Source organism: Effusibacillus dendaii, from assembly GCF_015097055.1.
GTDB classification, from domain to species: Bacteria; Bacillota; Bacilli; order Tumebacillales; family Effusibacillaceae; genus Effusibacillus; species Effusibacillus dendaii.
The window spans coordinates 2,175,097-2,199,740 of record NZ_AP023366.1; the positions used below are offsets into that span (position 1 = coordinate 2,175,097).

Genomic DNA, 24,644 nt, shown 5'->3' on the forward strand with positions numbered 1-24,644 from the left:
CTAGAATTCTATGCACATTCTCCCATAGAACTGCAATTCCTGCAATAACTAGGATTCACCAGTAGATGATCAATTGACTCTCAAAAAACATAAAAGGAATTTATGTTTTTTGTTGTAATTTTAAAACGATAAATATTTCAGGCATTTCCTTTCGACTAATCCAGCGTTTGTTAGATAAAGGGAACAACTTGACTGTCCATACTCAAATAATCCATTTTGTTACACATTTGTTACACACTTATCATTGTTCTGTTACATCGACTCTTTATGATAATGTATAGGGAGCCTGTTAGCCTGCTTCGTATCAGACCGAAGGAGTGAATACAGGAGTGAGAAGTAAACAGACAAAAAAGGGCAATTGATCGCTGGTGGAAGATCTCCGCGAAAACTTGATTCAAACGGCAATGCGGCACGGTGATTTGCTGCACCCTGAAGTTATCAGTAAAAGTCAAGAGCTTGACCAGTTGCTGACACGATTATTACGGGAACAACTCCAGCTGACCCGTCTGACTTTTCCGCAGTCAGACTCATTACCATCAACAGGGAGGGGTAGATTTTGAAAAACATACTGTTAGTGGAGGATGACATTCTTAGCGCCAAGTTGATGCAAATTGTTCTTACGCGACTAGGCAATCATAATGTGATCATCTCTGAATCGGTAGACGAAATTTTAACGTTGTCACGCTCAGGCAGCGTCGATCTGGTTATCATGGACATTTCGCTGACGAGCAGTGAACTCGGGGGCAAACCGATGAATGGTCTTGAGATTACGCGCTTGCTGAAACAAGATCCGGCAGCCCATTCGATTCCGGTTATTCTGGCGTCCGCCCATCTGATGACCGATAATGCGGAGCGCATTGTAGAAGAAGTGGGGGCAGACGATTACATTCCGAAACCCTTGATGGATCATCAAATTTTGATTGAAAAAGTGAATCGTTTATTGAAATTGCCCGCCGAATAAAAAGGGGATTCAAGTTCGGGCGTGGAATATTAACCCATAGAACATATTTCACTCGACAAGGTGGTTGTCCTTGGTAGATGCACAGATCCTTATCGTAGATGATGATCCTTCCATTCTTCGGTTGCTGGAGATTGTTTTGACAAACGCGGGGTATCAGGTGGTTTGTTCGGAATCGGGAGAAAAGGTGCCTGATCTTATCAGACAGGTGCAGCCTTCGTTGATTATACTGGATATTGAACTGCCCGACTTCAACGGCATCCAACTTGTACAGATGATCAGAGAACATACAAATGTCCCGATTATGATGGTATCCGGCAAAAATTCCGATGTGGAAAAGATTTCCTCCTTTAATTCGGGGGCGGATGATTATGTGGTGAAACCTTTCAGCGTGGCTGAATTAGTGGCGCGGGTACAGGCCATTTTACGCCGTTTTGAGACCGCTCCCACAAGCACCCAACCGGAAACAGCTGACACAGTCGATCCCTCCTCCTTTATCCTGATGGAATCTGAACGGCACCGCGTCTTTATTGGCTCGAAGGAACTGTCTTTGACGCAAAAAGAATTCCAGCTGCTGCAATTGTTGCTTGACGAAAAAGGGAAGGTTCTCTCGCGAGACACGATTCTGGATAAAATCTGGGGCATTAACAATGTGGAGATTGAAACAAGGGCAGTCGACGCCTGCATCAGCCGACTCCGCAAAAAAATCAAGTCGGTTACAGGCGAAGACGTTATTGAAGCGGTCCCTGGATTTGGCTACCGTTTAATCGTGTAAAAGAAGTTCATGATTTTTGTTACAGGATTGTTACACGTTTGTCACACGATTGTTACACCACTGTACTATACTGATACTGACATCCCCCACGGATGATTTTTTTCGCAACGCCCACCGGAAATCGCAAGTATGCGGTTTTGCGTTGGGGGGTAGGATTTAGTAAAGAAACGCCCAAATGATTGGGCGTTTCTTCGTTTTCGTCGCTTATTGAGTTTTAGGCGATGCCGTGATTGTAATAGGCACTCGGAATGGCTGTGGGTCTGCCAATTTTACGGTTGGCGGCACCTCAACAGTCGCTTCCCGTTCGTATTTGCCAGGTGCCAAACCGGTTACGTCGATCGTGATTCGGATGTCTGCCGGATTGACTTTGATCAGGGAAACCCCGTATCCCTCTAACGTCACCGATAGACCGCCAGTCGGCAACACAATCTGCTCTCCATTCGCCAAGCCTTTCACAGTTGGCTGCAGATTGCTGAATGTTTTCCGTTGCACAGCAGGCTGATAGACGAGGTCAACCGTTTTCGGTTGAAGCGTCAAATTAACCGGCTTTCCTTGAGCGTTCACTGCGTATACGATTACTGTTTGTTCCGAGCCAGGCGCGTCCAGAATCTTGTTGGGAACCCGTGCCTGTATCTTTTGTACCTGATCCAGTAACGATGCCGGGCCAAATACTGTGATATCCAACGGATTTGTACGAATATCGCGTAAGACGGCAGGATCCACTCCATCAATCACCAATTGCACAGGGAACGTCCTTGTCAAGTTCGGTTCCAACCGGATCGACACGGTCTTGGCTTCTGCTGTCACATCGGAGGGAAGCCCTTCAATACGGAGAGGAACTTCATGTACGCCTTCCCCCATCCCTCGCGCGTCTACCACGAATTTAATCTTATTGACCTGCATCTTGGCCTGCCAAACCGCCAATCGCTCCCCCTGAATATTGACGGTCACTTCCGGCGGGTTGCCGACCAACGACACGCGATTCGAATCAACCAGTACGTCTGCCGTACCGGAAATGCTTTCCGTCACTCGGTCAATAATCGTGGTCTGCCCCGGTCCTTCCGAGCCCGCGCGTACAACAAGCCACAGTATCACGGCTAATATGAACGCGATCACACGAACCAGATTGTTGTTGCGCAACAATGAATCCATTACTGTTCCCCCGTTTTTCGTCCAAAAAGCGAAAACGCGTTTGCTTTTTCAGGCATCAGATAACTGGTCAGCAGCTGACGCAATGTCTGTTCGTCAATATTTTGCGTAATGGTTCCGTTCAGTGTCAACGATATGTATCCTCGTTCTTCCGATACCACCACTCCAACCGCATCCGAATTTTCCGTGATGCCAAGGGCAGCCCGGTGTCTCGTGCCTAACTCCTGGGACAAATCCGGATTATCGGAAAGCGGCAAAAACGTATTGGCTGTGACAATCTGATTTTCACGAATGACAACCGCTCCATCATGCAGCGGAGTGTTCGGAATGAAAATATTAATCAAAAGTTCTGATGTCACGACCGCGCCAATCGGAACCCCCGTCTCCATAATGTCACTGATGCCCGTTTCCCGTTCAATGATCAGCAGCGCTCCGATTTTGTTTTTCGATAAAACGGACGCCGCTTTTGAAATCTCATGAATGGTTTTTCGAATATCCTCCTCATTGTCCTGCACTTTGTTGAGCGTAAACGCCCTTGCAAAAAAACGGCCTCGGCCCAACTGCTCCAACGCGCGCCTGAGTTCCGGCTGAAACACGACAGGAATCGCGAACAAGCCGATTGTAATGATCTTGTCCAGAATCCAATTCAAAGCACGGAGATTCAAGTAGCTCGAAATCCCCGTCATAACCAGAATCACTATGATTCCTTTCAACAGCTGCACTGCCCTGGTTCCCCGAATAAGCAGGATGAGGCGGTACAACAGATACGCCACGATTACTATGTCAAGCGCATCGGTAATCCGAAACTGGCCGACTACGTTCCAAAATGTCTGCAACCTTGCCACCTACTGTTCGATTCGCATAAATCGTTTTTTCTATAGTTCCCTGCCTCTTCCATATGATTCGATAATATCTCTTCTTTTCCTTCCCATACAACGATTTCCCGTAAAAGAAACAGCCAGGACTGTATGGTCCTCGCTGCCAAAATGAATCGCCGGTCCAATTCCCCATTGTCACATATCATTCTCTGCCCGCCAGTTGTTTTTCGCGCAATCCTTCACTGAGGATTTTGGCCACCTCCGGTCGGGTAAATTCCCTCGGAAGCGTCTCGCCCTTGCGAAGTTTTTCGCGCACTTTTGTACCTGATAGGGTCAGCCGTTTGCTCTCATCGTGCGGACAGGTTTTCGCGGAAGCCATATTGCCGCATGCGGCGCAATAAAAACTATGTTCAAAAAAGAGAGGTTGAATGCCTAACTCATCTGCTGAAAACTCGCGAAAAATGAGCTGTGCGTCATATGTCCCGTAATAGCTCCCCACCCCTGCATGATCCCGGCCTACAATAAAATGTGTGCAGCCGTAATTTTTTCGCACGATGGCGTGAAAAACGGCTTCCCGCGGCCCCGCATACCGCATCGCAGCCGGAAACACCTTTAGACTAACCCGCTCCTTCGGATAATAGTTTTCCAGCAATGCCTGATAACTCCGCATCCGTACATCGGCCGGAATGTCGTCCGATTTGGTTTCCCCGACCAACGGATTGAGAAACAGGCCATCGACTACCTCCAATGCGCATTTTTGAATATATTCATGCGCTCTGTGTACCGGATTGCGCGTTTGGAACCCTACAACCGTATTCCATCCTTTTGCTCGAAAGAGCACCCTCGTCTCGGCCGGGTCCGCGTAATATTGCGTAAATGCATCCGGGATTTTTCGATTGAGCCCCCATATCGGACCCGCTGCATACAACGGAGCGCGCAAAAACAGTTTTTTGACGCCGGGATGCTCCAACTCGGTCGTTCGATATACATTTTCCGCTTCCCACTGTTTGTCATAGCGGAATATCTCGATCACTTCCATAACGCCGTATGTTACGTTGTCATCGCCAACCAGTGCCGCTTTTTCCCCGATCCTTATCGATTTCGACTGCTCAGCGGTAATCGGCAATGTGACCGGCAGACTCCATACCTGACCATCCGCCAATCGCATTCGTTCCAACACCGAATCGTAGTCTTGTTTTCCCATAAAACCCTGCAGGGGAGAAAACGCTCCAATACCGATCAATTCCAAATCGGACAACGCCCAGGCGTCCAACTGGATTTTCGGATATCCAGCCGCCTTTGCTAACTCTCGCTCTCGATCCTCTCCCTGCAAAATTCGGTTGACCAAAATACCTCCATGCGGCGCAATCAAATCTTTCAATTCTCCGTCCCCCTAAGTCAGATCAGCAATTTCATTCCGGACCACAAAAGCATTACCATCAACAATGTCCGAACCGCTGCATCCGGTATCCGGACCGTTAATCGGCTGCCAATCAAAATCCCTGGAATCGACCCCACCAGCAGTTGCGCTACAAGGCCCATATCCACATTCCCCGCTGAGAGATGGGCGAGGCCTGCCGCACCTGTCACCAAAACAGCCTGCACGATATCTGTACCGACCAACTTTGCGCTGGCGATCGGGTAAATCAACGTGAGAAAGGCCATAAACAATGTGCCGCTGCCGACAGATGTCATTCCCACAATACAACCGCCCAGCAAACCTAATACAATCAGTTTTTGCCTGGAGGGTTGCGATACGGCTGAAATCTGTTCCCGCCTCGATCTGCCTCTGTAAATCCGCCACACCATCACGGCTACGATGAGCAGGTATGTGACACCGAGGATTTTGCCGACCACACTGTTCAATTGGTGCGTGTCAATCTGCTGCCGCATCAAAAGCACCGCACCAGAGCCCAACAAAGCACCTGGCAAGCTGCCCATTGACAGCCATTTAACCGCATAAAAATCAATTGTTCTCTGCCGCCAATGTTGCAGCGCGCCGAACAATTTGGTAATCGAGGCATAGACCAGATCCGTGCCAATCGCCAGGGTAGGCGATATACCGAACAGAAACACCAATATGGGAGTCATCAGCAGTGCCCCGCCCATTCCGGTAAAGCCCACCAAAAGTCCGACAACAAATCCGGTCAGCGGGAATTCAAGCCCCATTTTTTACACCCTCTCTTCTCTCCAATGTCTCCTTGTAAATTCCGGTAAACTGCCGGGAATCAATTATTGATGCAATCCGCATTCCGTTTTTTCAAAATTCGACCATCTGCCTGCCCGCAGATCTTCCCCCGGCTTCACAGCTCTTGTGCAATGGATGCAGCCGATGCTTGGATATCCCTTATCATGCAAGACATTATAGGGCACCTGGTGGGCGATGATATAGTCCCACACCTGTTTGTTCGTCCATTTGGCAAGTGGATTCCATTTGATCAAACCAAATTTTCGATCGATCTCAACGACCCCTGCGTTTGCCCGTGTCGGGGCCTGTTCACGGCGAATCCCGGTGATCCAGGCATCCAATTCGCATAATGCCCGCTGCAAGGGCTCCACTTTTCGCAGGCTGCAGCATTGATTCGGATCCACCTGCCAGAGTGATTCGCCGTACTGCTCTGCCTGTTTCTCAAGTGTCAGCAAGGGTCGGTACGCAATGAGATTCAGATTGTATTTTTCAACCATCCGGTTACGCACGTCGTACGTCTCCGGAAACAATACGTCTGTATCGAGATAGAAAACGCTCGTATCCGGTTTGATGCGGGACAACATATCGACAATCACCACATCTTCCGCACCAAAACTGCAAGCAAATGCAATTTTTTCGATTTTGTTCACTGCATACTCCAGAATTTCTTGCGGTGAACGATCTTCCAATTCACTGTTTAGTTCATGGATTTCTTCAGGTTGCAACGCCAATTTTCTTTCTTCCAAAATTCTCTACACTCCTTTTGATAAGTAATTCAAATGATTAGAATAAGCTTTACTTATGAACCTGGCATAAAAAAGGCTTCTACCGAAGCAATTCAAGAAGAAGCGGCGTCTAATAGAGGAAGCTTTTTTCGACAGCCGAAAGTATAAAAATGGTGATGGAATATCTCATTTTTATACTTTCTAAGCTGTTAAACAAAACTCCCACAAGAATCACGACTGTCGCTGCCTTTATAGAATATTACAGGCATTTGCCAGGAGTTCCATTTTTTCAATGTTTTTTCTAATATACGACCCGACAGTCGATTCGGTCAGTCCGGCTGCAAAATTCCACGTCTCCAATAAAAAAGATATACTTTCCGTTACGATGAAAAAGCTGCCGTGACGTCACCGGCAGCTTCTCATTCAAATTGTCCAAACTTATAACACCGTTTTCCCTAACAAGGAGCCTATCATATCGACAGCCACCCGCGCGGTCCGGTTCTCCACGTCAAGCACCGGATTGACCTCCACTACATCGACCGAAGTTACCATATCGGCCGATGCCAACATTTCCATCGCCAAGTGACCCTCCCTGTATGTCACTCCCCCTAACACCGGGGTTCCCACACCCGGTGCCTCTCGCGGATCAAACGCATCCAGATCGAGACTGAGGTGCACTCCGCTTACCCCGTCAGAAGCAATTCGAATCGCTTCCGACATCACTTTCGACATGCCCAATTTGTCAATTTCATGCATGGTAAATACGGTAATGCCTGACCTGCGAATAATTAGGCGTTCCTCTTCATCAATGGATCGTGCTCCTACCAATACTACGTTTTTCGCTTGGATTTTTGGCTGAAATCCGGCCACACCAGTCAAATCCGGATGTCCGATGCCTAGCGAAACAGCGAGTGGCATGCCGTGGATATTCCCAGAGGGGGTTGTCTCCTCTGTATTCATGTCGGCATGCGCATCAAACCAGATCACACCGATATTCCGGTTTGCCTTTGTAACGCCCGCGACGCTTCCAATTGCCATGGAATGGTCGCCACCCAGTATAATGGGAAATTTCCCCTGCTGCATTTCCGCAGCGACCCGCTCCGCCACATGATTGGAAACCGATACGATTTCTTTCAAATATTTGAGCTTTTCGTGTTCCACCCGCTGCGATTCAGGAGTCGGCACATCCACATTCCCCAAGTCGGTTACTTGACAACCCAATTTTTGCAAGCGCTCTTGTAAATTGGCGTATCGAATCGCTGAGGGACCCATGTCCACCCCTCGCCGCCCCTGACCCAGGTCAAGCGGTACACCGATAATCGAAACTTGTTTCTTCATAACGATTCCTCCCATGTCTCCTCTAGGTTACCCAGCCATTCTCCGGGTAAACCAGCTTGCGCTGGAAAAACTGGAATCTTTATCGCCAAGAAGTTACAATTAGCAAGGAAAGGAATGATGAAACGTGATGGATTTTGAATTGCTGCTTCTTTCGTGGACGCAATTAACGGCTCTCCAAATGATTCTGGGAGATACGTCAGAAACCGCTTCACTGCGCACGATTGAGGAAAAATTACGGGACTCCTTCGAAATTTCCAACATTCAACTGGTTGGCCGCACCCTTGATGAATATGCGGTCGCTTTCACAAAAGGGCAAGAAAAACAGATCATCCGTTTTGATACGGAAGAGGTTGAGAGCATCTATGATGTATAAAAGCTAAAAAACAGGGACTCTGCCCAAACGCGAGTCCCTGTTACGATTTTACATACCAGGATAACAACTTGGGCGTTACAAATCCCTCCACCCCTGCTGCCACCACGAGCAGCAGCAATATAACAGGAAACAGATACAAAGTCTCTCCGACTGCGCGACGAAAACTTTGCCACCGGGTAAAGCCTGTCATCGGACGAAGCCACATATAGCCCAGTTTGATTCCCATGGAACCTGCCAACAAGAAAGCCGGAATTTCAAAAACCCCGTGCGGCAGCAAACCGAACACAACCAGAGACCAGGCAGGCACGGCAGCCGTTTGTCCAACCATGGAAACGGCGTACCCGACCATTATCCCATTTACGACAATACCGCCGATCGCCAGGATAGCGAGGAAAATACCTGACACAATCAACACAAGTGAGGCTTTGACATTGTTGCTCAACAGCGCCAGGGATAAATTCAAATGATTTCCTTTTGCTCCCGCTGCGATCTGCCCAATATTTTGAAGGAGCGGCTGCATCTTTTCATGAAGCTGCTGAAAAAACACCAATCCGATTAACAATCCAATAATAAACAAGCAAAACGAAAACCAAAAAAACCCTCGATTTCGCGCCATAATCTTAAACGCGTTCATAGTTCCTCCCTGTGGGTGCTTTTTGCCATTTCCAGCATAACCTCGTCCCTACTGCATAGACATGTATCGATATGGAAAGTGTAGTGACGGAGGTGTTTTTTTATGAATATAATTTGGTCCTTTCAATGGAAACAAGGCAAACGAGTGGCGATCCTGGCAATCGCAATGTTACTGTTTGTCGGCGTTTTATACAGTGAAGCCGGCTTTGGAAAAATCGGCGCCTTGCCAACAATTACTCCCAGTTCCCCCGGCGCGATTTACAAAGTGGATACGGATCAAAAAGTCGTGGCGCTCACGTTCGACATTTCTTGGGGAGAAAAAACGCCCGGTCCCGTGCTTGATGTATTGGACAAGAAAGGTTTGACAAAAGCGACCTTCTTCCTTTCCGGTCCCTGGACAGCCACCCACACCGACATTGCCAAACGAATTAAGTCGATGGGATTTGAAATCGGATCACACGGCAATCTGCATAAAAACTTTTCAGAGTACAGCAACGAATGGATTGATGACCAAGTCAAGAAAGCGGAAGCTTCCATCTATGACGTAACCGGTGTCAAGACAAAACTGATTCGGACGCCGAACGGCGATTTTAACAAACGGGTGCTGGAAAAGCTTCACTCCATGGGATACACGACAATCCAATGGGATACCGATTCACTTGATTGGAAAAATCCGGGTGTTGACGCCATTGTAAATCGTGTGCTGTCCAAAGCCCACCCTGGCGACATTATTTTGATGCATGCAAGTGATTCGTGCAAGCAAACGGTGGAAGCGTTACCCCGCATTATCGATGGACTGCGCGCAAAAGGTTATCAATTTGTCACTGTTTCTGAACTGATCGCAGGAACAAACGCCAAATCCAAAACGGAATAGACATCAGTTTTCTGCAAGCGGAGAGGATTGCGGCGATCTTCTCAACAACGGCCCCAAAATCAACAACAAATACGTATTGCAGGCAAGCAGGATGGTGCCAATCATGATGGTCAGTCCGGTCAGACCCGATTTTAAGGCAACAAACCATTCGACAATCGTGAACACATACATGAAAAACAGCGCCGGTACAAACGAATCTTTGCCTGACTGCTTGACTTTAAAATAGGCTGCAATTATAGAAACCAACAGAGGCCAAGTGGCAAACCATACGTACGGCCAGATCGATCCTGTGTTCTGGCCTTCCGTAATATATCGAATATAAACGAAGTCGATATACACGACTACAATGACCAGCACTTGCAGCCAACGCCAAAAGCGAACTGGCAAGAACCCGCGTACAATAAAATTCAGTGTAAGATACGCCCAAAATCCCATCAGCGCCGTGGCCGATACAAACCCGCCTGCCTGAAATCCAAAAAACAGTTCCAAGTTGGCAAATAAGCCGGTCACTGCATTCAACATCCCTGTTAGGATTCCCACCAATACAGTTGTAACTACCATAAACGAAAACTTTTTCAAATTCATATTAAAAATCCTCCTCAACGTAACAAAACCATCATAATCAATAACCACCCATTTTCACAACCCATAGATTGGATTTCTCCTTACCGCATGTGCCTTTTCACTTCTAGGCATATTATGAACAAGCACAGAAAGGAGGGCTCTACATGCGAAGGAAAAGCCATGTGTGGATGTTCGTTACGCTTACCTTCCTCGTTAGCAGCCTCACGTCATGCTCAACGGGAGGAAATCGGAACGCACAGGCATCTGACCAACAGCAAAAACCGGATTACAACCAAACCAAATCGATGATGCTTGATATCCTTCATTCCAAAGAAGGAAGAGACACGCTAACTGATATAATGAAAGAACCCACCTTCAAAAAGAACCTTGTCGTTACCGAACAGGATGTATCCAGCGCGATTGTAAAAACATTAAACAACGATCAAACACAGAAGCGAATCCTGGAAGCGCAGATGACCAATCCCAACTTCGCTGCCACAATGGTAAAAGCATCCAAACAAGAACAACAAAAGATGCTCAAACAGTTAATGAAAGACCCAGAATACCAAAATTCCATATTAACCTTGATGAAATCGCCCGATTATCAAAGACTGGTGCTGACTACACTCGAATCACCTGAATATCGACAGCAAACCATGAAAATCCTTGCCGAATCCTTGCAAAACCCCGAGTTTAAACTGATCTTTATGGATATTGTAAAAGAAGCCATTCGCTCGGGTGCTGGGGTTTCCAAAACAGGCGGTCAACAAGGCGGTAAACAGCAGGGCGGGCAGGATGGTCAACAGCAAGGGAATCAAAGCGGCGGATCGTCCGAACAGAGTGATGGAGGCGACGGCGGCGGCCAAGACGATCAACAAAAAAAGAAAAAAGAAGAATAATAAAAACACCCCTTGCATGAGATTTTAGAACTCCGCTGTTCGAAGGACTGCTCTCATTCAAGGGGTTATTGTTACGCGCCGGAGGTTGCCGTCATTTTAATATCCGCTTTGACAGCTACATTTTGTGCAATTTTCTCAAATACGCGTGCCTGTTCCGAGCCATCTGCAAAAATACCGCTTCCCGAAGCAGTCGCTACCGTTAACGGGATTTGTCCGAGAAGTTCTGTATTTAATTCGCAGGCCAGTTTTTCGCCGCCGCCTTGGCCAAAAATGTAATGTTTTTCTCCATTCACTTCAAAATAAGACATGTTTTCAATGACGCCTATAATCTCATGATTCGTCCGAATTGCCATGGTGCCTGCTCTTGCCGCTACTTCTGTAGCGTTGGATTGCGGTGTGGTAACAATAATTTCTTTGCTTTTTGGCAGCAAAGAATGCACATCTAACGCTACATCCCCCGTTCCGGGCGGCAAATCAAGCAGCATTACGTCAAGATCACCCCAAAACGCTTCGGTAAAAAAGTTGCGGAGCATTTTGCCAAGCATCGGGCCACGCCACACAACCGGGTTGTTCTCATGAACAAAAAATCCCATCGACATGATCTTGATGCCGTCCTGCTGTACCGGCATAATCATTTTATCGACAAGCGTTGGCCGCTTGTCTCCTAGATTGAAAATATTCGGCAAGCTAAAACCATATATGTCAGCGTCAATCACACCAACCCGGTAGCCCAACCGAGACAAAGCAACCGCCAAATTGGCTGTTGTGGTCGATTTTCCGACTCCTCCTTTGCCAGAAGCTACAGCTATAAACACCGTTTTGGCATCTTCCCTGAGAAGGGCGGGGATTTCCGGCTGACCGGCTATCTGCAGCGGATCTGCCTGTCCGGCTCTTACTTTCGCCGCAAACCGGCTGCGTTCTTCTTCATTCATCGTTCCAATGACCACGTCATATGATTCAACTCCGGGCACCGCCGCCAATGCCGCACGAACATCTTGATCGATTTTATTGCGAAGCGGGCATCCGGCAACCGTCAGCAAAATTTCCACATTCACGTGACTGCCTTGAATATCTACCCGTTTAACCATGTCCAACTCCACAATGCTCCGATGGACTTCCGGATCCTCCACTTTACGCAAAGCATCCAAAACTTGTTGTTCTGTAACCACTGATCCTTCACCTCCAAATTTACAGTTTACATTTTACCCTTTAATCACGGTTCGCACAAATGTTTATCTTACATTTTCCGAGTTACTGAAATAGTCCAGAACTCCTTGGTAGAGTGAATACGCAATTTTTTTCTGATAGGTACTTTTTTTTAACAGCTCAAGTTCCTGCGCATTCGATAAAAATCCGACCTCTGCCAACACAGAGGGTACTCCCGCCTGCCTCAACAAATACAAATTTTCCTGCTGCTCAATGTCACGCTTGGAATCCAATTCCTGCTTAAAATAGGCTTGAATTGACTGAGCCAGCAATTTGCTGGCAGGCACATCCGAATCGTAAAAAGCTTGCGCTCCCTTCCCTCCGCTCGGATTTGAATTCAGGTGTATCGACAGGAACATATCCGCTTCATTGTCTTTAATCTTCATCAGGCGAGCGCGCAAATCTTCCGCTTTTCTTCTGCTAAGCCCTTTGGTTTCTGGTTTCGCCAGGTCACGGTCGTCCTCTCGGGTCATAATCACATATGCCCCGGATTGCTGCAGGTAATCACGCAAGTATTTCGCTATATTTAAGTTGATTGTCTTTTCGATTGTTCCGTCTGCGGCGACCGCCCCCCCATCCGGACCACCATGTCCCGCATCCACCACGATGGTGTAGCCAGATAAAGAAGCACTTTCTGTCCATAATTTTGTGATAGGAATGTCTGATTTGATCAAATTTACAAAGAACAACAAGATCGCTAATGTACCCGCGATAATAGATATCTTCCGCCAATCCTTTGAAGCTTCCATGCTCCTCCTCCTCAGCTTAGCGAGACTTGTGCCCTTTGGGTGCATAGCACGACTTGGCACCTATGGTGCCTAAGCGTGACTTGTGCCCTTTGGGTAGTTGTCTCTCACATATATATGAAGAAGCAGGACAAAACCATGACAGAAAGTGGACAAAACGGGTAACAAAAAAAGACACCCAAACGGGTGTCTGGTAGCAGCTTGTTTGACGTATCGCAATTAATGCTTGGAGAATTGCGGAGCGCGGCGAACCGCTTTGAGTCCGTACTTTTTCCGTTCTTCTATTTCAGGGTTTTAAGGTATTTCATATGAGGCTGAAAACCCTAATAAATCAACTATTTTTCATTTTCGTTTTTCATACCGTTTCAAGGTCTTTCATACTTTTGTGGGTGAATTGTGGGTGCTGAGGGTGGGCACCCTCATTTTTTTCTTCCAGCAATACAGTATTCATCCCAGTTTTGTTACACGATTGTTACACCGATGTCACAGAGTTGTTACATAATACAATAAATTTCCAATTCAACTCAGATCAATTCCGAGCCTCTATTAAGTACCCGTAGACTTATTTTCCATCTTATACCATGAAACGAAAACAAAAAATTGCCGAGTTAAAGCCAGATAATTACCAGCCCGTTACTTTTTCCTGCCATAGAGGAGAGTGCAACGATAGATGTAGTGTTGTCGATACTGCGGCCCGACGATCATAAATGAACGTGGTCGCCGCCCATTTCTTTCCTCTCGATTCTCGGATTCCTCAAATCACTACGCTTTGGTACTATCCTAAAAAGCCCGAGCTGTTTTAACGAAACCGTATTTTGTCAATAATAAAATGATAAAAGTACGACAAGGGGATCGCTATGGGCAATGTAAAAAAATTTTTGAACCATCTGTTACGCTCCGACCGGAAAAAGTCGGCAAATGCCGAACTGCCAAGCAAGAATCCACAAACCCAAACATTGCTATCCAGAAAATTGAATGAAAATTTGCAACTGATACAAGACATTTATTCGGATTGTTCCGACGTCATTTTTCATGACTTTTTGATCGGCGATCAAACAAAAGCCGTACTTATTTACATCGATGGTCTTACCAATGTTGAAGAGTTAGACCGAAATGTACTAGCACCGCTTCAGCAGGATTTCGCTCTGGAACATACACTTCCGAACATTCGTAAAAAAATCGCCGTCTCGTCCATAAAACATGTGAAAACCGTAGCTGATGTCATCGAAGAAATATCCGGCGGGAATCCCGTCCTGCTCATGGAGCGGGAAAAGCAAGGATTGTCGGTCGGATTGTCCAAGTGGGAAAAACGCACAATTGAAGAACCTACGGCCGAGTCGGTTTTACGGGGGCCAAGGGAAGGATTCATCGAATCGCTGCGGACCAATACTGCTTTGCTGCGGCGGAAAGTAAGAAGTCCGAACCTGAAAATCAAATCGATGAACATCGGGACCTATTCCGGAACGACGATCGCCATTGCCTATATCGAGGGAATTGCGGCTCCCGCTTTAGTCGAGGAAATGAAGAGCCGGTTACAACGGATTGAGATCGATGGCATATTGGAAAGCGTGTATATCGAGGAATTGATTGAAGACAATCCTCTTTCCCCCTTCCCTCAACTTCTTTCGACAGAACGGCCGGATGTGGCAAGCGCCTATTTGCTGGAAGGGCATGTCGTCGTATTAGTCGACGGAACCCCCAGTGTGCTGATCGCTCCGGTTACAATTTTTTCCTTGCTGCAATCGCCTGAAGATTATTATGAGCGATACGTTGTCGGTACGGCGATTCGTTGGCTGCGTTATCTGTTTTATGCCATCTCTTTGCTGGGGCCTTCATTTTATGTCGCCATCATTACGTATCACCAGGAAATGATTCCGGCCAACCTTTTATTAACGATGGCGAAATCACGTGAACAAGTACCATTTCCCGCCCTTGTGGAGGCCCTACTTATGGAATCCATGTTTGAAGCGCTGCGTGAGGCTGGCGCCAGACTCCCCAGGCAAATCGGAACAGCCGTCAGCATTGTTGGGGCACTTGTCATCGGTCAAGCGGCGATTGCAGCCGGTATCGTGTCCGCTCCGATGGTGGTGGTTGTGGCCATTACGGGAATCGCTTCATTTATGGCTCCCCGGTTCACTGTTGGAATTGCCGTCAGGCTGCTTCGTTTCCCCATGATGTTCCTTGCGGGTTTCCTGGGGCTTCTCGGCGTGTTTCTGGGAGGAATTGTCATTTTGAATCATCTCCTTACCCTTCGTTCTTTCGGGGTTCCCTATATGTCTCCTCTGGCCCCGATGAAAGGCCGCGACCTGAAAGATGTACTTTGGCGGGCTCCGCGTTGGATGTTGAACACACGCCCACACTTGACCGGAGAATGGAATCCCTATCGGCAGGCTCCCAGACAACAGCCAAGTCCAGCCAAAGGGGATGAAGAGGGATAATCGGAAGGGGATTTTCATGGATACAACAAGACGAAAAACCGTTCTTCTCCTCTTTTTCCTTTCTATTAATGCGCTGTTGCTTTCCGGCTGTTGGGACCGAACGGAAGTGAATGATTTGGCGATCATTACAGCAACCGGTTTGGATCTGACGGAAGATCATCAACTGGAGCTGTCCGTAAAAATATATCTTACGTCACCGTCAGCCCCTCAGCAGACGTCAGGGATGTCCGACACCAGTGGCGAGGGGGCCGGAAAATCGGTCGTTCGATCGGCGGCAGGACCGACCATGGCGGATGCGGTATCCAAATTGCAGCAGGTGATCACTCGCAAGGTGTTTTGGGGGCAGGACGAAGTATTCATTTTTGGGGAAAGCTTGGCGAAAGAAGGCCTTGCCGGGCCGATGGAATTCTTGATGCGGCACCCCGCTCCAAGGGAACGCGCAAACGTATTCGTCAGCAAAGGTTCGGCGAAAGATGTGCTGCAGCTTGAGCCCCCTATTGAACGCTCTGTTGCGGATGCGTTGCGGAAAATGGCCGAGTCGCAAACAGGACTGAATATCACGATGAAAGAACTGGCGCAAATGATGGCCGGAAGAGCCAAGGCGGCTGTCATCCCTTTGGTGGAAATCAAACCCCAACAAGAAAATCAGGAAGCGTTTCCGTTTATTAATGGAGCGGCAATATTGAAAAACGGGAAACTGGTCGGGCGCATGAACGATAGCGCAACCCGGGGGATCATGTGGCTGAGAAACGAAGTAAAAAGAGGCACCGTGACCGTTTCCCCGAAAAACACCAAAGGACATGTTTCCCTCCAACTGCTAAGAAGCCATACGGAATTGGTTCCGCATATTCACGGGGACAACTGGAGCATAACTGTCAAGATTGAAACTCAGGACGATATCGTCGAAAATACAACGGACCTGGATCTCGCGGATCCGAAGCATATCGAAGAATTGGAAACAGAATTGGGATCCGACATCAAACATCGTGTGAACATGGCCCTGGCACAAGCGCAGAAAAAAATGAACGCCGACATTTTCAATTTTGCCGATACTTTTTACCGTAAATATCCGAAAGAATGGAATCAAAACAAGGATCGCTGGGACGAGATATATCCGAATGTGGAAGTCAAGCTGGAGACGAACCCTAAAGTTGCCAGACCGGGAATGACAGGCAAAAGCCTTTTTAAGCCGAATCAGAGGTGATCAAAAAATGGAATGGGCAGCGGTCTTGGGGATCGCAGCGGTTTTGGTTTTCATTCCCCTGTACGAATGGCCGAAAATGAACACGCAAATGAAAAGGGAAAAAACCGCCTTTGCCGCAATGACCGTTTTGGGAGGGATTCTGGCTTTTTTGCTCGTTTTCTATCCGGAAATGCCGGGGCCCACGCAATTCATTGATGCCATGTACAAACCGCTGGTGAAATTTCTCGAGAAATTAACCGCGGAAAGGAGCGGATGAGAAGATGATCGAAAAAGGGGAAATTTCCGCATCACAATTGGGAAAGATGATGTATTTGGCCATCATCCCTACAGCGATTCTCACGTCACCTTCGATTACGTTCAAATTAGCGAAACAAGATCTGTGGATTTCGCCGATCTGGGCCTTGAGCGGACTGATTGCCGTTTATGTCGCGTTGCGGCTCCATAACATGTATCCCGGCCAAAATATCGCCCAAGCATGTGAACGCATCCTCGGCCGGTTTCCCGGAAAAATGATGGGGTTCATATTTCCGTTTTTTTATTTATATGTCAACGGTATTGTCGTACGGGAATACGGCGAATTCGTGGTTGGTACATTCCTGCTTAATACCCCGCTCATCGTGGTGTCAGGCAGTATGGTGCTGGTATGTGCCATAGCCGTACGCGGAGGCGTGGAAATTGTGGGGAGGTATGCCGATCTCTTTCTTCCCGCTTTTATAACTCTTTTTCTACTCATTATTGTTCCAATCCTTCCTGATCTGCGTGTGTCGAATATGCTTCCGGTCATGGGAGAAGGGATTATGCCTTCTATCGCGGGATCTTTCGTCCTGCAAACCTGGTTTAGCGAATGGATCACCACATCGTTTTTGCTCCCCTTTGTAGCTGATCAAAAAAAAGCGACAAAAAGCATCTTGATTTCCTTATTAGCGGTAATACTGACGCTGGTTGTTTCCAATCTGGCGACACTGTTGCTCCTGGGAGAGATAACAGGCAATTTTACCTATCCCTTTCTGATTCTTGCGAGGTACATCAACCTGGCCGATTTTTTCACCCATTTGGAAGCGCTGTTCATGGCCATTTGGGTGTTGGGTGCGTTTGTGAAAATCTGCGTATTTTTTTACGTGACCGTTCTTGGCGCCGCCCAATGGATGAACCTGTCCGATTATCGGCCGATTGTGTTCCCGCTTGGCTTTATTTTAACCTTATTCAGCATTTGGGTAGCGCCCAATCTGCAGGAATTAACGCATGCGATATCTACGTCCGTGACATTTTCTATGTTGACTGTGTTGGTGGTTATTCCAGTGTTACTATTCAGTATTGCTTGGGTGCAAAAACAATTTACAAGATAAGGACAATGAGGCAATTCCACTCGTATCGCCAACTAATTCCTCAGAGAAGACAAGAATAGGGAGTTTTACATGATCCACGAGGTGAAAAAACGAGGATTGAACATCCCGCAGATCGCTCGTGAATTGGCAGAGATCGTAAAAATCCACAAATGAGTGAAAAAATCAAAGCCGGTTTCCTAAAAACGACAAGTCACTCGCCTAAGCAAGTTGGCCAGAAGCTACGCAAGAAGAAAAACCATTTTACAATCAACATCGTGCCTGCCAACGACTAAACGACCATGGTTAAAACCCAGGTCCCAGCCTGTAGACAAAGTTCCTAGCAGGAACAGGTCTATATGTTAAGCAAAAATCGTTTGGATGAGACAGTAGCGACCTTTAGCCGTGTGATATCTTCAATTCCGAGTATCTCCGCCACTTGCTTCTTCGTCATGCCTTTTAATCTCATCTCAACTGCCCGCTTTTTTAACTCAAAGCTATAGTGTTTGAATGTTTGGCTTTTCCTCGGGTTTCTGGCAAGCCAACGAAACGACCCTAGCTTTCGCTTCGGGCGTAATATCGGCCGGTCGGCCGGAGCGCTGAAGATCATCCAGCGCAGCTTTTACGCCCAATTGTAATGCCTTTTTAATACAGCGGTCTACTTTAGGTACGTTCGTGTGTAATTGAGCAGCAATCCTGGGCACACTCAGGCCCTCTGTATCAAGCAATATCATACGAGCACGTTCAGCGTGACGAACTTGGGCGGTTCGGGATTGACTGATTTGTCGAAGCATAGTCTGTTCTTCTTCTGAAAGTACAAGTACAGGTTTTTTATAGTAGGCGGCCATTGGTATCCTCTCCCGACTGGATCTCTATACCAGGGATACCGTATTTTGGTATAAACTTATAGTATTTTCAAAACGTTATACTAGGTAGTTACTCCTGAAAAAGTCGATATTTGAGGGAATATGTTCTCTCGCGACTTTCCCGGAGTGTTTGTTTTCCTAGGTATCCGGTGACAAAGCCACTTTCCGTCTCGTCGATACGGACTTTGTATCCGAATTCGGTCGCTTTCGCCAGTTTGCCCTTTTTGATCGGGCGAGCTTCCCAGTCAAAAAAGCTAACGATGCGATCTGGAATCACTCTGGTTCCCGAGACCACCTGCCTGGCTTGGTCTGGAGAGTTTTATCAAAAAACATGGGTTGCACTCAATCTCACCGTACACGGTCTGCGCCACACCCATGCATCCCTGTTATTCGAGGCTGGAGCATCGATTAAAGAAGTACAAGCTGGCTTGGTCACAGGGACATTAAAACTACGATGGACATCTACACTCACGTAACAGAGAGTGTCAAGAACAGGACAGCCGACACCTTTGCCAACTTCATAGAGCTGTGAAATTTTTGTGGGTGCTTTGTGGGTGCGGGGCAATGATGCACATGAAAAAAGCCCCCAACCGAGAACGGTTGAGAGCCTGTAAACCTTGATACATTAACGCTTGGAGAATTGCGGGGCGCGGCGTGCCGCTTTGAGTCCGTACTTTTTCCGTTCCTTCATACGTGGGTCACGCGTCAGGAATCCGGCTTTTTTCAGAACAGGCCGAAGTTCTTCGTCCGCTTTCAAAAGCGCTCTTGCGATACCATGACGGATCGCTCCCGCTTGCCCGGAAATGCCTCCACCATGAACATTGCAGAGAACGTCATACTTTCCTATTACATCAGTCAGTAACAGCGGTTGTTTAACTACCAGCTTCAAAGATTCGAGACCGAAATAATCGTTAATTTCACGTCGATTTACAATAATATTGCCGTCACCCGGCACAAGACGTACACGTGCAACCGAATGTTTACGGCGGCCGGTACCCCAGTATTGAACTTGAGCCACAGATCGCTACCTCCTTTTACTGTTAGTTTTTCGATTCCCAGGGAATCGGTTGTTGTGCTTGATGCGGGTGCTCTCCACCTGCATAAACATGCAACTTCGTCATCATCTTGGCACCCAGGCTATTTTTCGGAAGCATGCCTTTAACAGCAGATTGCAAAACACGTTCCGGTTTGGTTTTCAACATGTTTGCTGCAGTGGTTTCTTTCAAGCCGCCCGGATACAAAGAATGCCGACGGTAAATTTTGTTTTGCAGCTTGTTGCCTGTGAAAACAACTTTTTCAGCATTGATAACAACAACAAAATCGCCCGTGTCAACATGCGGAGTAAATTCCGGCTTATGTTTACCGCGTAAAATGGAAGCAATCTCAGTTGCCAAACGGCCCACTGTTTTTCCTTCCGCGTCAATTAAATACCATTTCCGTTCCACAGCGTTTGGTTTCGCCATGTATGTCGTACGCATGGAATTGTTCCTCCCAACATTTCAAAGTTTAAACCGGGGCTAGTGGGATAGCGGGTTTAAACAACATTACCATTTTAGCTGTTATAACTAACCAAGTCAAGGTAAAAGCGAATAAATAAGAGACAAACATACAACTTTTTCTCAATCCTCATATTCCACTTGAACCAGCGTTAAGCCATGCGCCGGTGCGGTAACCCCCGCATATGTCCGATCCTGTGCATGGATAATTGTTGGAATCTCATCGGGCATAATCCGGCCTTTTCCTACATCCACCAACGTACCCGCCATAATACGAACCATATTCCATAGAAAGCCTTTTCCACTTACAGTTACATGCAGTAAATGGCCAGCCTCTGAAATCCGGATGTCAGTGACGTGACGTCTGCGATCTTCCAACGGTGTGGCAGCGTTGCAAAAGCTTGTAAAATCATGACACCCGACCATATGGCTGGCTGCCTGCGCCATCTTGCCCACATCCAACGGATAAGAGACATGCCAGGCATAACGGCGAACGAACACATCCGGAAAAACGCTTCGGTCTATTTGATAGCGGTAGATTTTCCCCTTTGCATCAAAACGGGCGTGAAACGTTGGAGAAACCTCTCTCGCCGCACGAACAACCAAATCATCCGGCAATACGGCGTTGAGCGCATGAGGCCATTTATCAACAGGAATTTTAGATGAAGTATGAAAGTTAGCCACTTGCCCCTCTGCATGAACCCCCGCATCCGTCCTGCCCGAACCGATGACTTGTACATATTCTCCTGTAAGTTGCTCGATTGCTTCCTGCAATTGTCCCTGCACAGTTCGCAATTTGGGTTGCGTCTGAAATCCATGAAAATTGGTGCCGTCGTAGGATATTATCAACCTGATGTTGCGCACAAAAATCCCTCCTGACGACACCGTTTTCGATAACCTCACCGTTTTGCTATGACAAATTATAAAAAAGGGAAATGACTCCGATCGTCATCCCCCTTCCCGATTATTCCACCAGTTCCAAAATCGCCATCGGAGCTCCGTCACCACGACGGGGTCCGACTTTCAGGATCCGCGTGTACCCGCCTTGACGTTCTGTAAAACGGGGAGCAATGTCCGAGAATAATTTTTGCACAACATCTTGTTTACCGGTTGCATCTGCCACCTCCGGACGAACAAATGCTGCCACCTGACGGCGCGCGTGAAGATCACCGCGTTTCGCCAAAGTAATCATTTTTTCGGCAATCGAGCGAATTTCTTTCGCCTTTGCTTCTGTAGTTTGAATTCGTTCATTGATAAACAGATCGGTCACCAAGTCACGGAAAAGCGCTTGACGCGCACCGGTGCGCCGATTCAATTTGCGATATGCCAATCTAATTCCCCTCCTTCCGCACAGGATCCATATATACAGTTAATCCTCTTTACGAAGTGACAGTCCCAGTTCTTCCAACTTTTCTTGCACTTCTTCCAGCGATTTGCGGCCGAGGTTGCGAACCTTCATCATTTCTTCCTCCGTTTTCGCACACAATTCCTGAACGGTATTGATGCCCGCACGCTTCAAGCAGTTGTAGGAACGAACGGAAAGATCCAGTTCTTCAATCGTCATTTCGAGAACCTTTTCTTTCTTGTCATCTTCTTTCTCTACCATAATTTCCGTATCTTTTACCTTGTCGGTCAATCCGACAAACAGCATCAAGTGTTCCGTCATGATTTTGGCCGCCAAGCTAACCGCTTCATCGGGACGAATACTTCCGTCTGTCCACAGTTCCAGCATCAGTTTGTCGTAGTTGGTTACTTGTCCGACACGTGTATTTTCCACACTGTAATTGACACGGGAAATCGGGGTAAAAATGGAATCAATCGGGATCACGCCAATCTCCATATCATCCCGCTTGTTTCGGTCGGCCGGAACATATCCACGTCCGCGGTTTGCCTTGATCTCCATATACAGTTTGGCCCCGTCCGCAACTGTGGCAATATACAGGTCGGTGTTTAAAACTTCCACATCGGAATCTGCCTGAATGTCGGCAGCCGTAACCACTTTGGGTCCCTCAACATCGATCACCAAAGTTTTTTCTTCATCGGAATGAATTTTCAAAGAAAGCCGTTTCATATTGAGGATAATTTCCGTTGTATCTTCCACAACTCCCGGAATCGTCGAGAACTCGTGCAGTACACCCTCAATTTTGACCGAGGTGGCTGCAGCCCCAGGCAAAGAGGAAAGCAAAATACGGCGCAACGAATTCCCTAGTGTTGTTCCGTAGCCTCGCTCCAAAGGCTCTACCACAAACTTTCCATAAGTTCCATCCGAACTGATTTCAACCGCCTCAATCTTTGGCTTTTCAATTTCGATCATGCAGTAACCTCCTTCTCGACAACTCATGCAGTCATGCCAGCACAATAGGAAAATCGTCTTTCTCCGATGTTACAGCGATTAACGAGAGTACAATTCGACAATCATCTGTTCGGCTACCGGAATATCGATCTCCTCGCGAGATGGTACGCGGGCAATGCGTGCGTTTTTCGCATTTAGGTCCCGTTCCAACCAAGCTGGAGTCGTTTTCGTTTCGGCCGATTCCAACAATTCTTTGATACGCGGGGATTCCAAGCTTTTTTCGTTGATTCCGATAACATCCCCAACTCGTGTCAAATAGGACGGAATATCCACCCGTTTGCCATTCACTGTAATATGACCGTGACGCACGATCTGGCGTGCTTCCGGACGGGAAGCCGCAAACCCGAGGCGATATACCACATTGTCCAATCGACTTTCCAAAATTTGAAGCAATGTCTCACCTGTAATTCCTTTACGACGGGCAGCTTCCTGATAATAGCTGCGGAATTGGCTTTCCAGTACTCCGTAAACACGGCGCGCTTTTTGCTTTTCACGGAGCTGCAATCCGTATTCAGACACTTTTTTACGCGTTTGTCCATGTTGACCGGGCGCATATGGACGACGGTCAATGGCACATTTATCGCTATAGCAGCGTTCACCTTTAAGATACAGTTTCACGCCTTCTCTGCGGCACAGCCGACAGACGGCACCAGTATATCTTGCCATTCTAGTGTTGACACCTCCTGTTGAGATTATACTTTATATACGAATGATTCAAGTCAATCTGCACATACTATATAGTCGCGCCGGTATGCCAAACCGAAGCTTTGCATATTGACAAACGTTTGATTTCTCCGTTAAACGCGGCGGCGCTTCGGAGGACGGCAACCGTTGTGCGGAATCGGAGTTACGTCACGAATCATTGCAACTTCCAAACCTACAGCCTGCAAGGATCGAATTGCAGCTTCACGACCAGCACCCGGCCCTTTTACAAACACTTCAACCGTTTTCATGCCATGTTCCATAGCTGCTTGAGCAGCCGCTTCGGCAGCCATCTGAGCAGCAAACGGCGTGGATTTACGAGAACCTTTAAAACCGAGTCCGCCTGCACTTGCCCACGAAATTGCATTACCGCTTGGATCGGTGATGGTAACGATCGTATTGTTAAACGTGGATCTGATATGCGCAACGCCCGCTTCGACGTTTTTTCGATCGCGCCGTTTTGTGCGAGCTGCAGCTTTACCACGTGCTTTACCAGCAGCTTTAGCCATGTTTTCTGTTTACCCCCTTTATTTTTTCTTGCCGGCAACCGTACGACGCGGCCCCTTACGGGTACGAGCGTTCGTTTTGGTGCGTTGTCCGCGAACCGGCAGACCTTTGCGATGACGAACTCCGCGATAGGAACCGATTTCGATCAATCGTTTTATATTCAAAGCGATCTCACGCCGGAGATCCCCTTCTACTTTGAGAGTCTTATCAATTACATCGCGCAACCGGCTAACCTCATCTTCCGTCAGTTCACGAACCCGGGTATCCGGATTGATTCCTGTTTCAGCCAGTACTTTGTTGGAAGTTTTCCGGCCGATTCCAAAAATATAGGTTAAAGCGATTTCTACTCGCTTATCACGCGGCAAGTCAACACCTGCAATACGTGCCATGAATTAGAGACACCTCCTATATTAGATCTCAAATTTTGATTATAAACCAACTAGTGAATGTATTTCAAACAGCTCGGAGTATCATAGAACCCCTCACACACCGAATAGGGGCAGCCGCTCT

At 47.4% G+C, this 24,644-nt stretch carries 29 protein-coding genes and 2 pseudogenes; 11 read left to right on the forward strand and 20 right to left on the reverse strand.

What is annotated here, in order from left to right; all coding sequences use genetic code 11:
* Positions 1-368: 368 nt before the first annotated feature.
* The 3 genes from skT53_RS19220 to skT53_RS11685 all read left to right on the forward strand — a co-directional run bounded on the left by skT53_RS19220 (position 369) and on the right by skT53_RS11685 (position 1,733).
* A complete protein-coding gene (locus skT53_RS19220; protein WP_200757092.1) occupies positions 369-560 on the forward strand; it encodes a Spo0E family sporulation regulatory protein-aspartic acid phosphatase in 192 nt (63 codons plus the stop codon).
* Positions 557-961 (forward strand): response regulator, encoded by a 405-nt coding sequence (locus skT53_RS11680; protein WP_200757094.1) that lies wholly within the window; start codon positions 557-559, stop codon positions 959-961. Before skT53_RS19220 ends, skT53_RS11680 begins: the two co-directional genes overlap by 4 nt.
* Before the next feature lie 70 nt (positions 962-1,031).
* Positions 1,032-1,733 carry a response regulator transcription factor gene (locus tag skT53_RS11685; RefSeq protein WP_200757096.1) on the forward strand — a complete coding sequence of 234 codons (702 nt, stop codon included), beginning with the start codon at positions 1,032-1,034 and terminating at the stop codon, positions 1,731-1,733.
* 204 nt (positions 1,734-1,937) lie between these two features.
* Here skT53_RS11685 and skT53_RS11690 read toward each other — a convergent pair whose 3' ends face one another.
* The 6 genes from skT53_RS11690 to rocF form a co-directional block, all read right to left on the reverse strand.
* The gene (locus skT53_RS11690; RefSeq protein ID WP_200757098.1) at positions 1,938-2,885 is read right to left on the reverse strand and encodes a CdaR family protein; all 948 of its coding nucleotides are present in this window, start codon (positions 2,883-2,885) and stop codon (positions 1,938-1,940) included.
* On the reverse strand, positions 2,885-3,718 hold the full coding sequence (cdaA, locus tag skT53_RS11695) for a diadenylate cyclase CdaA (protein WP_200757100.1): 834 nt from the start codon (positions 3,716-3,718) through the stop codon (positions 2,885-2,887). Before cdaA ends, skT53_RS11690 begins: the two co-directional genes overlap by 1 nt.
* A 184-nt stretch (positions 3,719-3,902) precedes the next feature.
* Complete coding sequence (gene sat / locus skT53_RS11700; protein WP_200757102.1) at positions 3,903-5,081, reverse strand: sulfate adenylyltransferase; 1,179 nt, start codon at positions 5,079-5,081, stop codon at positions 3,903-3,905.
* A gap of 17 nt (positions 5,082-5,098) precedes the next feature.
* Positions 5,099-5,869 carry a sulfite exporter TauE/SafE family protein gene (locus skT53_RS11705; RefSeq protein WP_200757104.1) on the reverse strand — a complete coding sequence of 257 codons (771 nt, stop codon included), beginning with the start codon at positions 5,867-5,869 and terminating at the stop codon, positions 5,099-5,101.
* 63 nt (positions 5,870-5,932) lie between these two features.
* A complete protein-coding gene (locus tag skT53_RS11710; protein ID WP_200760969.1) occupies positions 5,933-6,637 on the reverse strand; it encodes a phosphoadenylyl-sulfate reductase in 705 nt (234 codons plus the stop codon).
* 414 nt (positions 6,638-7,051) lie between these two features.
* Positions 7,052-7,951 (reverse strand): arginase, encoded by a 900-nt coding sequence (gene rocF / locus skT53_RS11715; RefSeq protein WP_200757107.1) that lies wholly within the window; start codon positions 7,949-7,951, stop codon positions 7,052-7,054.
* A gap of 124 nt (positions 7,952-8,075) precedes the next feature.
* Here rocF and skT53_RS11720 point away from each other — a divergent pair, with 124 nt between their 5' ends.
* Complete coding sequence (locus skT53_RS11720) at positions 8,076-8,324, forward strand: hypothetical protein (protein ID WP_226375202.1); 249 nt, start codon at positions 8,076-8,078, stop codon at positions 8,322-8,324.
* Between the two features lie 40 nt (positions 8,325-8,364).
* Here skT53_RS11720 and skT53_RS11725 read toward each other — a convergent pair whose 3' ends face one another.
* On the reverse strand, positions 8,365-8,958 hold the full coding sequence (locus tag skT53_RS11725; RefSeq protein ID WP_200757111.1) for a stage II sporulation protein M: 594 nt from the start codon (positions 8,956-8,958) through the stop codon (positions 8,365-8,367).
* Positions 8,959-9,060: 102 nt separating this feature from the next.
* Between skT53_RS11725 and pdaB the strand changes: the two genes are divergently transcribed.
* Positions 9,061-9,831: a polysaccharide deacetylase family sporulation protein PdaB gene (pdaB, locus tag skT53_RS11730; RefSeq protein WP_200757117.1), complete on the forward strand. Its 771-nt coding sequence runs from the start codon at positions 9,061-9,063 to the stop codon at positions 9,829-9,831.
* Positions 9,832-9,834: 3 nt separating this feature from the next.
* On the opposite strand, the gene skT53_RS11735 is transcribed toward pdaB, so the two are convergent.
* Positions 9,835-10,416, reverse strand: coding sequence for a KinB-signaling pathway activation protein (locus skT53_RS11735; protein ID WP_200757119.1), 582 nt, complete (start codon positions 10,414-10,416; stop codon positions 9,835-9,837).
* Between the two features lie 143 nt (positions 10,417-10,559).
* Between skT53_RS11735 and gerD the strand changes: the two genes are divergently transcribed.
* Positions 10,560-11,294, forward strand: a complete 735-nt coding sequence (gene gerD / locus skT53_RS11740) for a spore germination lipoprotein GerD (protein WP_200757121.1) — start codon at positions 10,560-10,562, stop codon at positions 11,292-11,294.
* A 71-nt stretch (positions 11,295-11,365) separates the two neighbouring features.
* On the opposite strand, the gene skT53_RS11745 is transcribed toward gerD, so the two are convergent.
* Together skT53_RS11745 and cwlD are read right to left on the reverse strand one after the other, a co-directional pair.
* Positions 11,366-12,463 (reverse strand): Mrp/NBP35 family ATP-binding protein, encoded by a 1,098-nt coding sequence (locus skT53_RS11745; RefSeq protein WP_200757123.1) that lies wholly within the window; start codon positions 12,461-12,463, stop codon positions 11,366-11,368.
* 63 nt (positions 12,464-12,526) lie between these two features.
* Positions 12,527-13,249: an N-acetylmuramoyl-L-alanine amidase CwlD gene (gene cwlD / locus skT53_RS11750; RefSeq protein WP_200757125.1), complete on the reverse strand. Its 723-nt coding sequence runs from the start codon at positions 13,247-13,249 to the stop codon at positions 12,527-12,529.
* Positions 13,250-14,103: 854 nt separating this feature from the next.
* On the opposite strand from cwlD, the gene skT53_RS11755 reads away from it, so the two are divergent.
* The 4 genes from skT53_RS11755 to skT53_RS11770 are packed head-to-tail and all read left to right on the forward strand — an operon-like array spanning position 14,104 to position 18,234.
* Positions 14,104-15,684 (forward strand): spore germination protein, encoded by a 1,581-nt coding sequence (locus skT53_RS11755; RefSeq protein ID WP_200757127.1) that lies wholly within the window; start codon positions 14,104-14,106, stop codon positions 15,682-15,684.
* Positions 15,685-15,700: 16 nt separating this feature from the next.
* Positions 15,701-16,888 (forward strand): Ger(x)C family spore germination protein, encoded by a 1,188-nt coding sequence (locus tag skT53_RS11760; protein WP_200757129.1) that lies wholly within the window; start codon positions 15,701-15,703, stop codon positions 16,886-16,888.
* 7 nt (positions 16,889-16,895) lie between these two features.
* Complete coding sequence (locus skT53_RS11765; RefSeq protein ID WP_200757131.1) at positions 16,896-17,144, forward strand: hypothetical protein; 249 nt, start codon at positions 16,896-16,898, stop codon at positions 17,142-17,144.
* Positions 17,145-17,148: 4 nt separating this feature from the next.
* The gene (locus skT53_RS11770; protein WP_200757133.1) at positions 17,149-18,234 is read left to right on the forward strand and encodes a GerAB/ArcD/ProY family transporter; all 1,086 of its coding nucleotides are present in this window, start codon (positions 17,149-17,151) and stop codon (positions 18,232-18,234) included.
* Positions 18,235-18,707: 473 nt separating this feature from the next.
* On the opposite strand, the gene skT53_RS11775 is transcribed toward skT53_RS11770, so the two are convergent.
* Together skT53_RS11775 and skT53_RS11780 are read right to left on the reverse strand one after the other, a co-directional pair.
* The gene (locus skT53_RS11775) at positions 18,708-19,058 is read right to left on the reverse strand and encodes a COG3415 family protein (protein WP_200757135.1); all 351 of its coding nucleotides are present in this window, start codon (positions 19,056-19,058) and stop codon (positions 18,708-18,710) included.
* A 160-nt stretch (positions 19,059-19,218) separates the two neighbouring features.
* Positions 19,219-19,386 (reverse strand): annotated as a pseudogene (locus skT53_RS11780) (ISNCY family transposase); the annotation flags it as partial.
* 37 nt (positions 19,387-19,423) lie between these two features.
* Here skT53_RS11780 and skT53_RS18565 point away from each other — a divergent pair.
* A pseudogene (locus tag skT53_RS18565) lies at positions 19,424-19,608 on the forward strand (tyrosine-type recombinase/integrase); the annotation flags it as partial.
* Between the two features lie 93 nt (positions 19,609-19,701).
* On the opposite strand, the gene rpsI reads toward skT53_RS18565, so the two are convergent.
* The 8 genes from rpsI to rpsM all read right to left on the reverse strand — a co-directional run bounded on the left by rpsI (position 19,702) and on the right by rpsM (position 24,523).
* Positions 19,702-20,094, reverse strand: coding sequence for a 30S ribosomal protein S9 (gene rpsI, locus skT53_RS11785; protein ID WP_200757137.1), 393 nt, complete (start codon positions 20,092-20,094; stop codon positions 19,702-19,704).
* A 22-nt stretch (positions 20,095-20,116) separates the two neighbouring features.
* Entirely contained in the window at positions 20,117-20,554 is a 438-nt protein-coding gene (gene rplM, locus skT53_RS11790) for a 50S ribosomal protein L13 (RefSeq protein ID WP_200757139.1), read from the reverse strand.
* A gap of 141 nt (positions 20,555-20,695) precedes the next feature.
* Entirely contained in the window at positions 20,696-21,436 is a 741-nt protein-coding gene (gene truA / locus skT53_RS11795) for a tRNA pseudouridine(38-40) synthase TruA (protein ID WP_200757141.1), read from the reverse strand.
* A 100-nt stretch (positions 21,437-21,536) separates the two neighbouring features.
* Positions 21,537-21,902, reverse strand: a complete 366-nt coding sequence (gene rplQ, locus skT53_RS11800) for a 50S ribosomal protein L17 (protein ID WP_200757143.1) — start codon at positions 21,900-21,902, stop codon at positions 21,537-21,539.
* Between the two features lie 39 nt (positions 21,903-21,941).
* Positions 21,942-22,886 carry a DNA-directed RNA polymerase subunit alpha gene (locus tag skT53_RS11805; RefSeq protein ID WP_200757145.1) on the reverse strand — a complete coding sequence of 315 codons (945 nt, stop codon included), beginning with the start codon at positions 22,884-22,886 and terminating at the stop codon, positions 21,942-21,944.
* Positions 22,887-22,964: 78 nt separating this feature from the next.
* On the reverse strand, positions 22,965-23,591 hold the full coding sequence (gene rpsD, locus skT53_RS11810; protein ID WP_200757149.1) for a 30S ribosomal protein S4: 627 nt from the start codon (positions 23,589-23,591) through the stop codon (positions 22,965-22,967).
* Between the two features lie 131 nt (positions 23,592-23,722).
* On the reverse strand, positions 23,723-24,136 hold the full coding sequence (gene rpsK, locus skT53_RS11815) for a 30S ribosomal protein S11 (protein ID WP_200757153.1): 414 nt from the start codon (positions 24,134-24,136) through the stop codon (positions 23,723-23,725).
* Positions 24,137-24,154: 18 nt separating this feature from the next.
* Positions 24,155-24,523, reverse strand: coding sequence for a 30S ribosomal protein S13 (gene rpsM, locus skT53_RS11820; RefSeq protein WP_200757161.1), 369 nt, complete (start codon positions 24,521-24,523; stop codon positions 24,155-24,157).
* Positions 24,524-24,644: the final 121 nt, after the last annotated feature.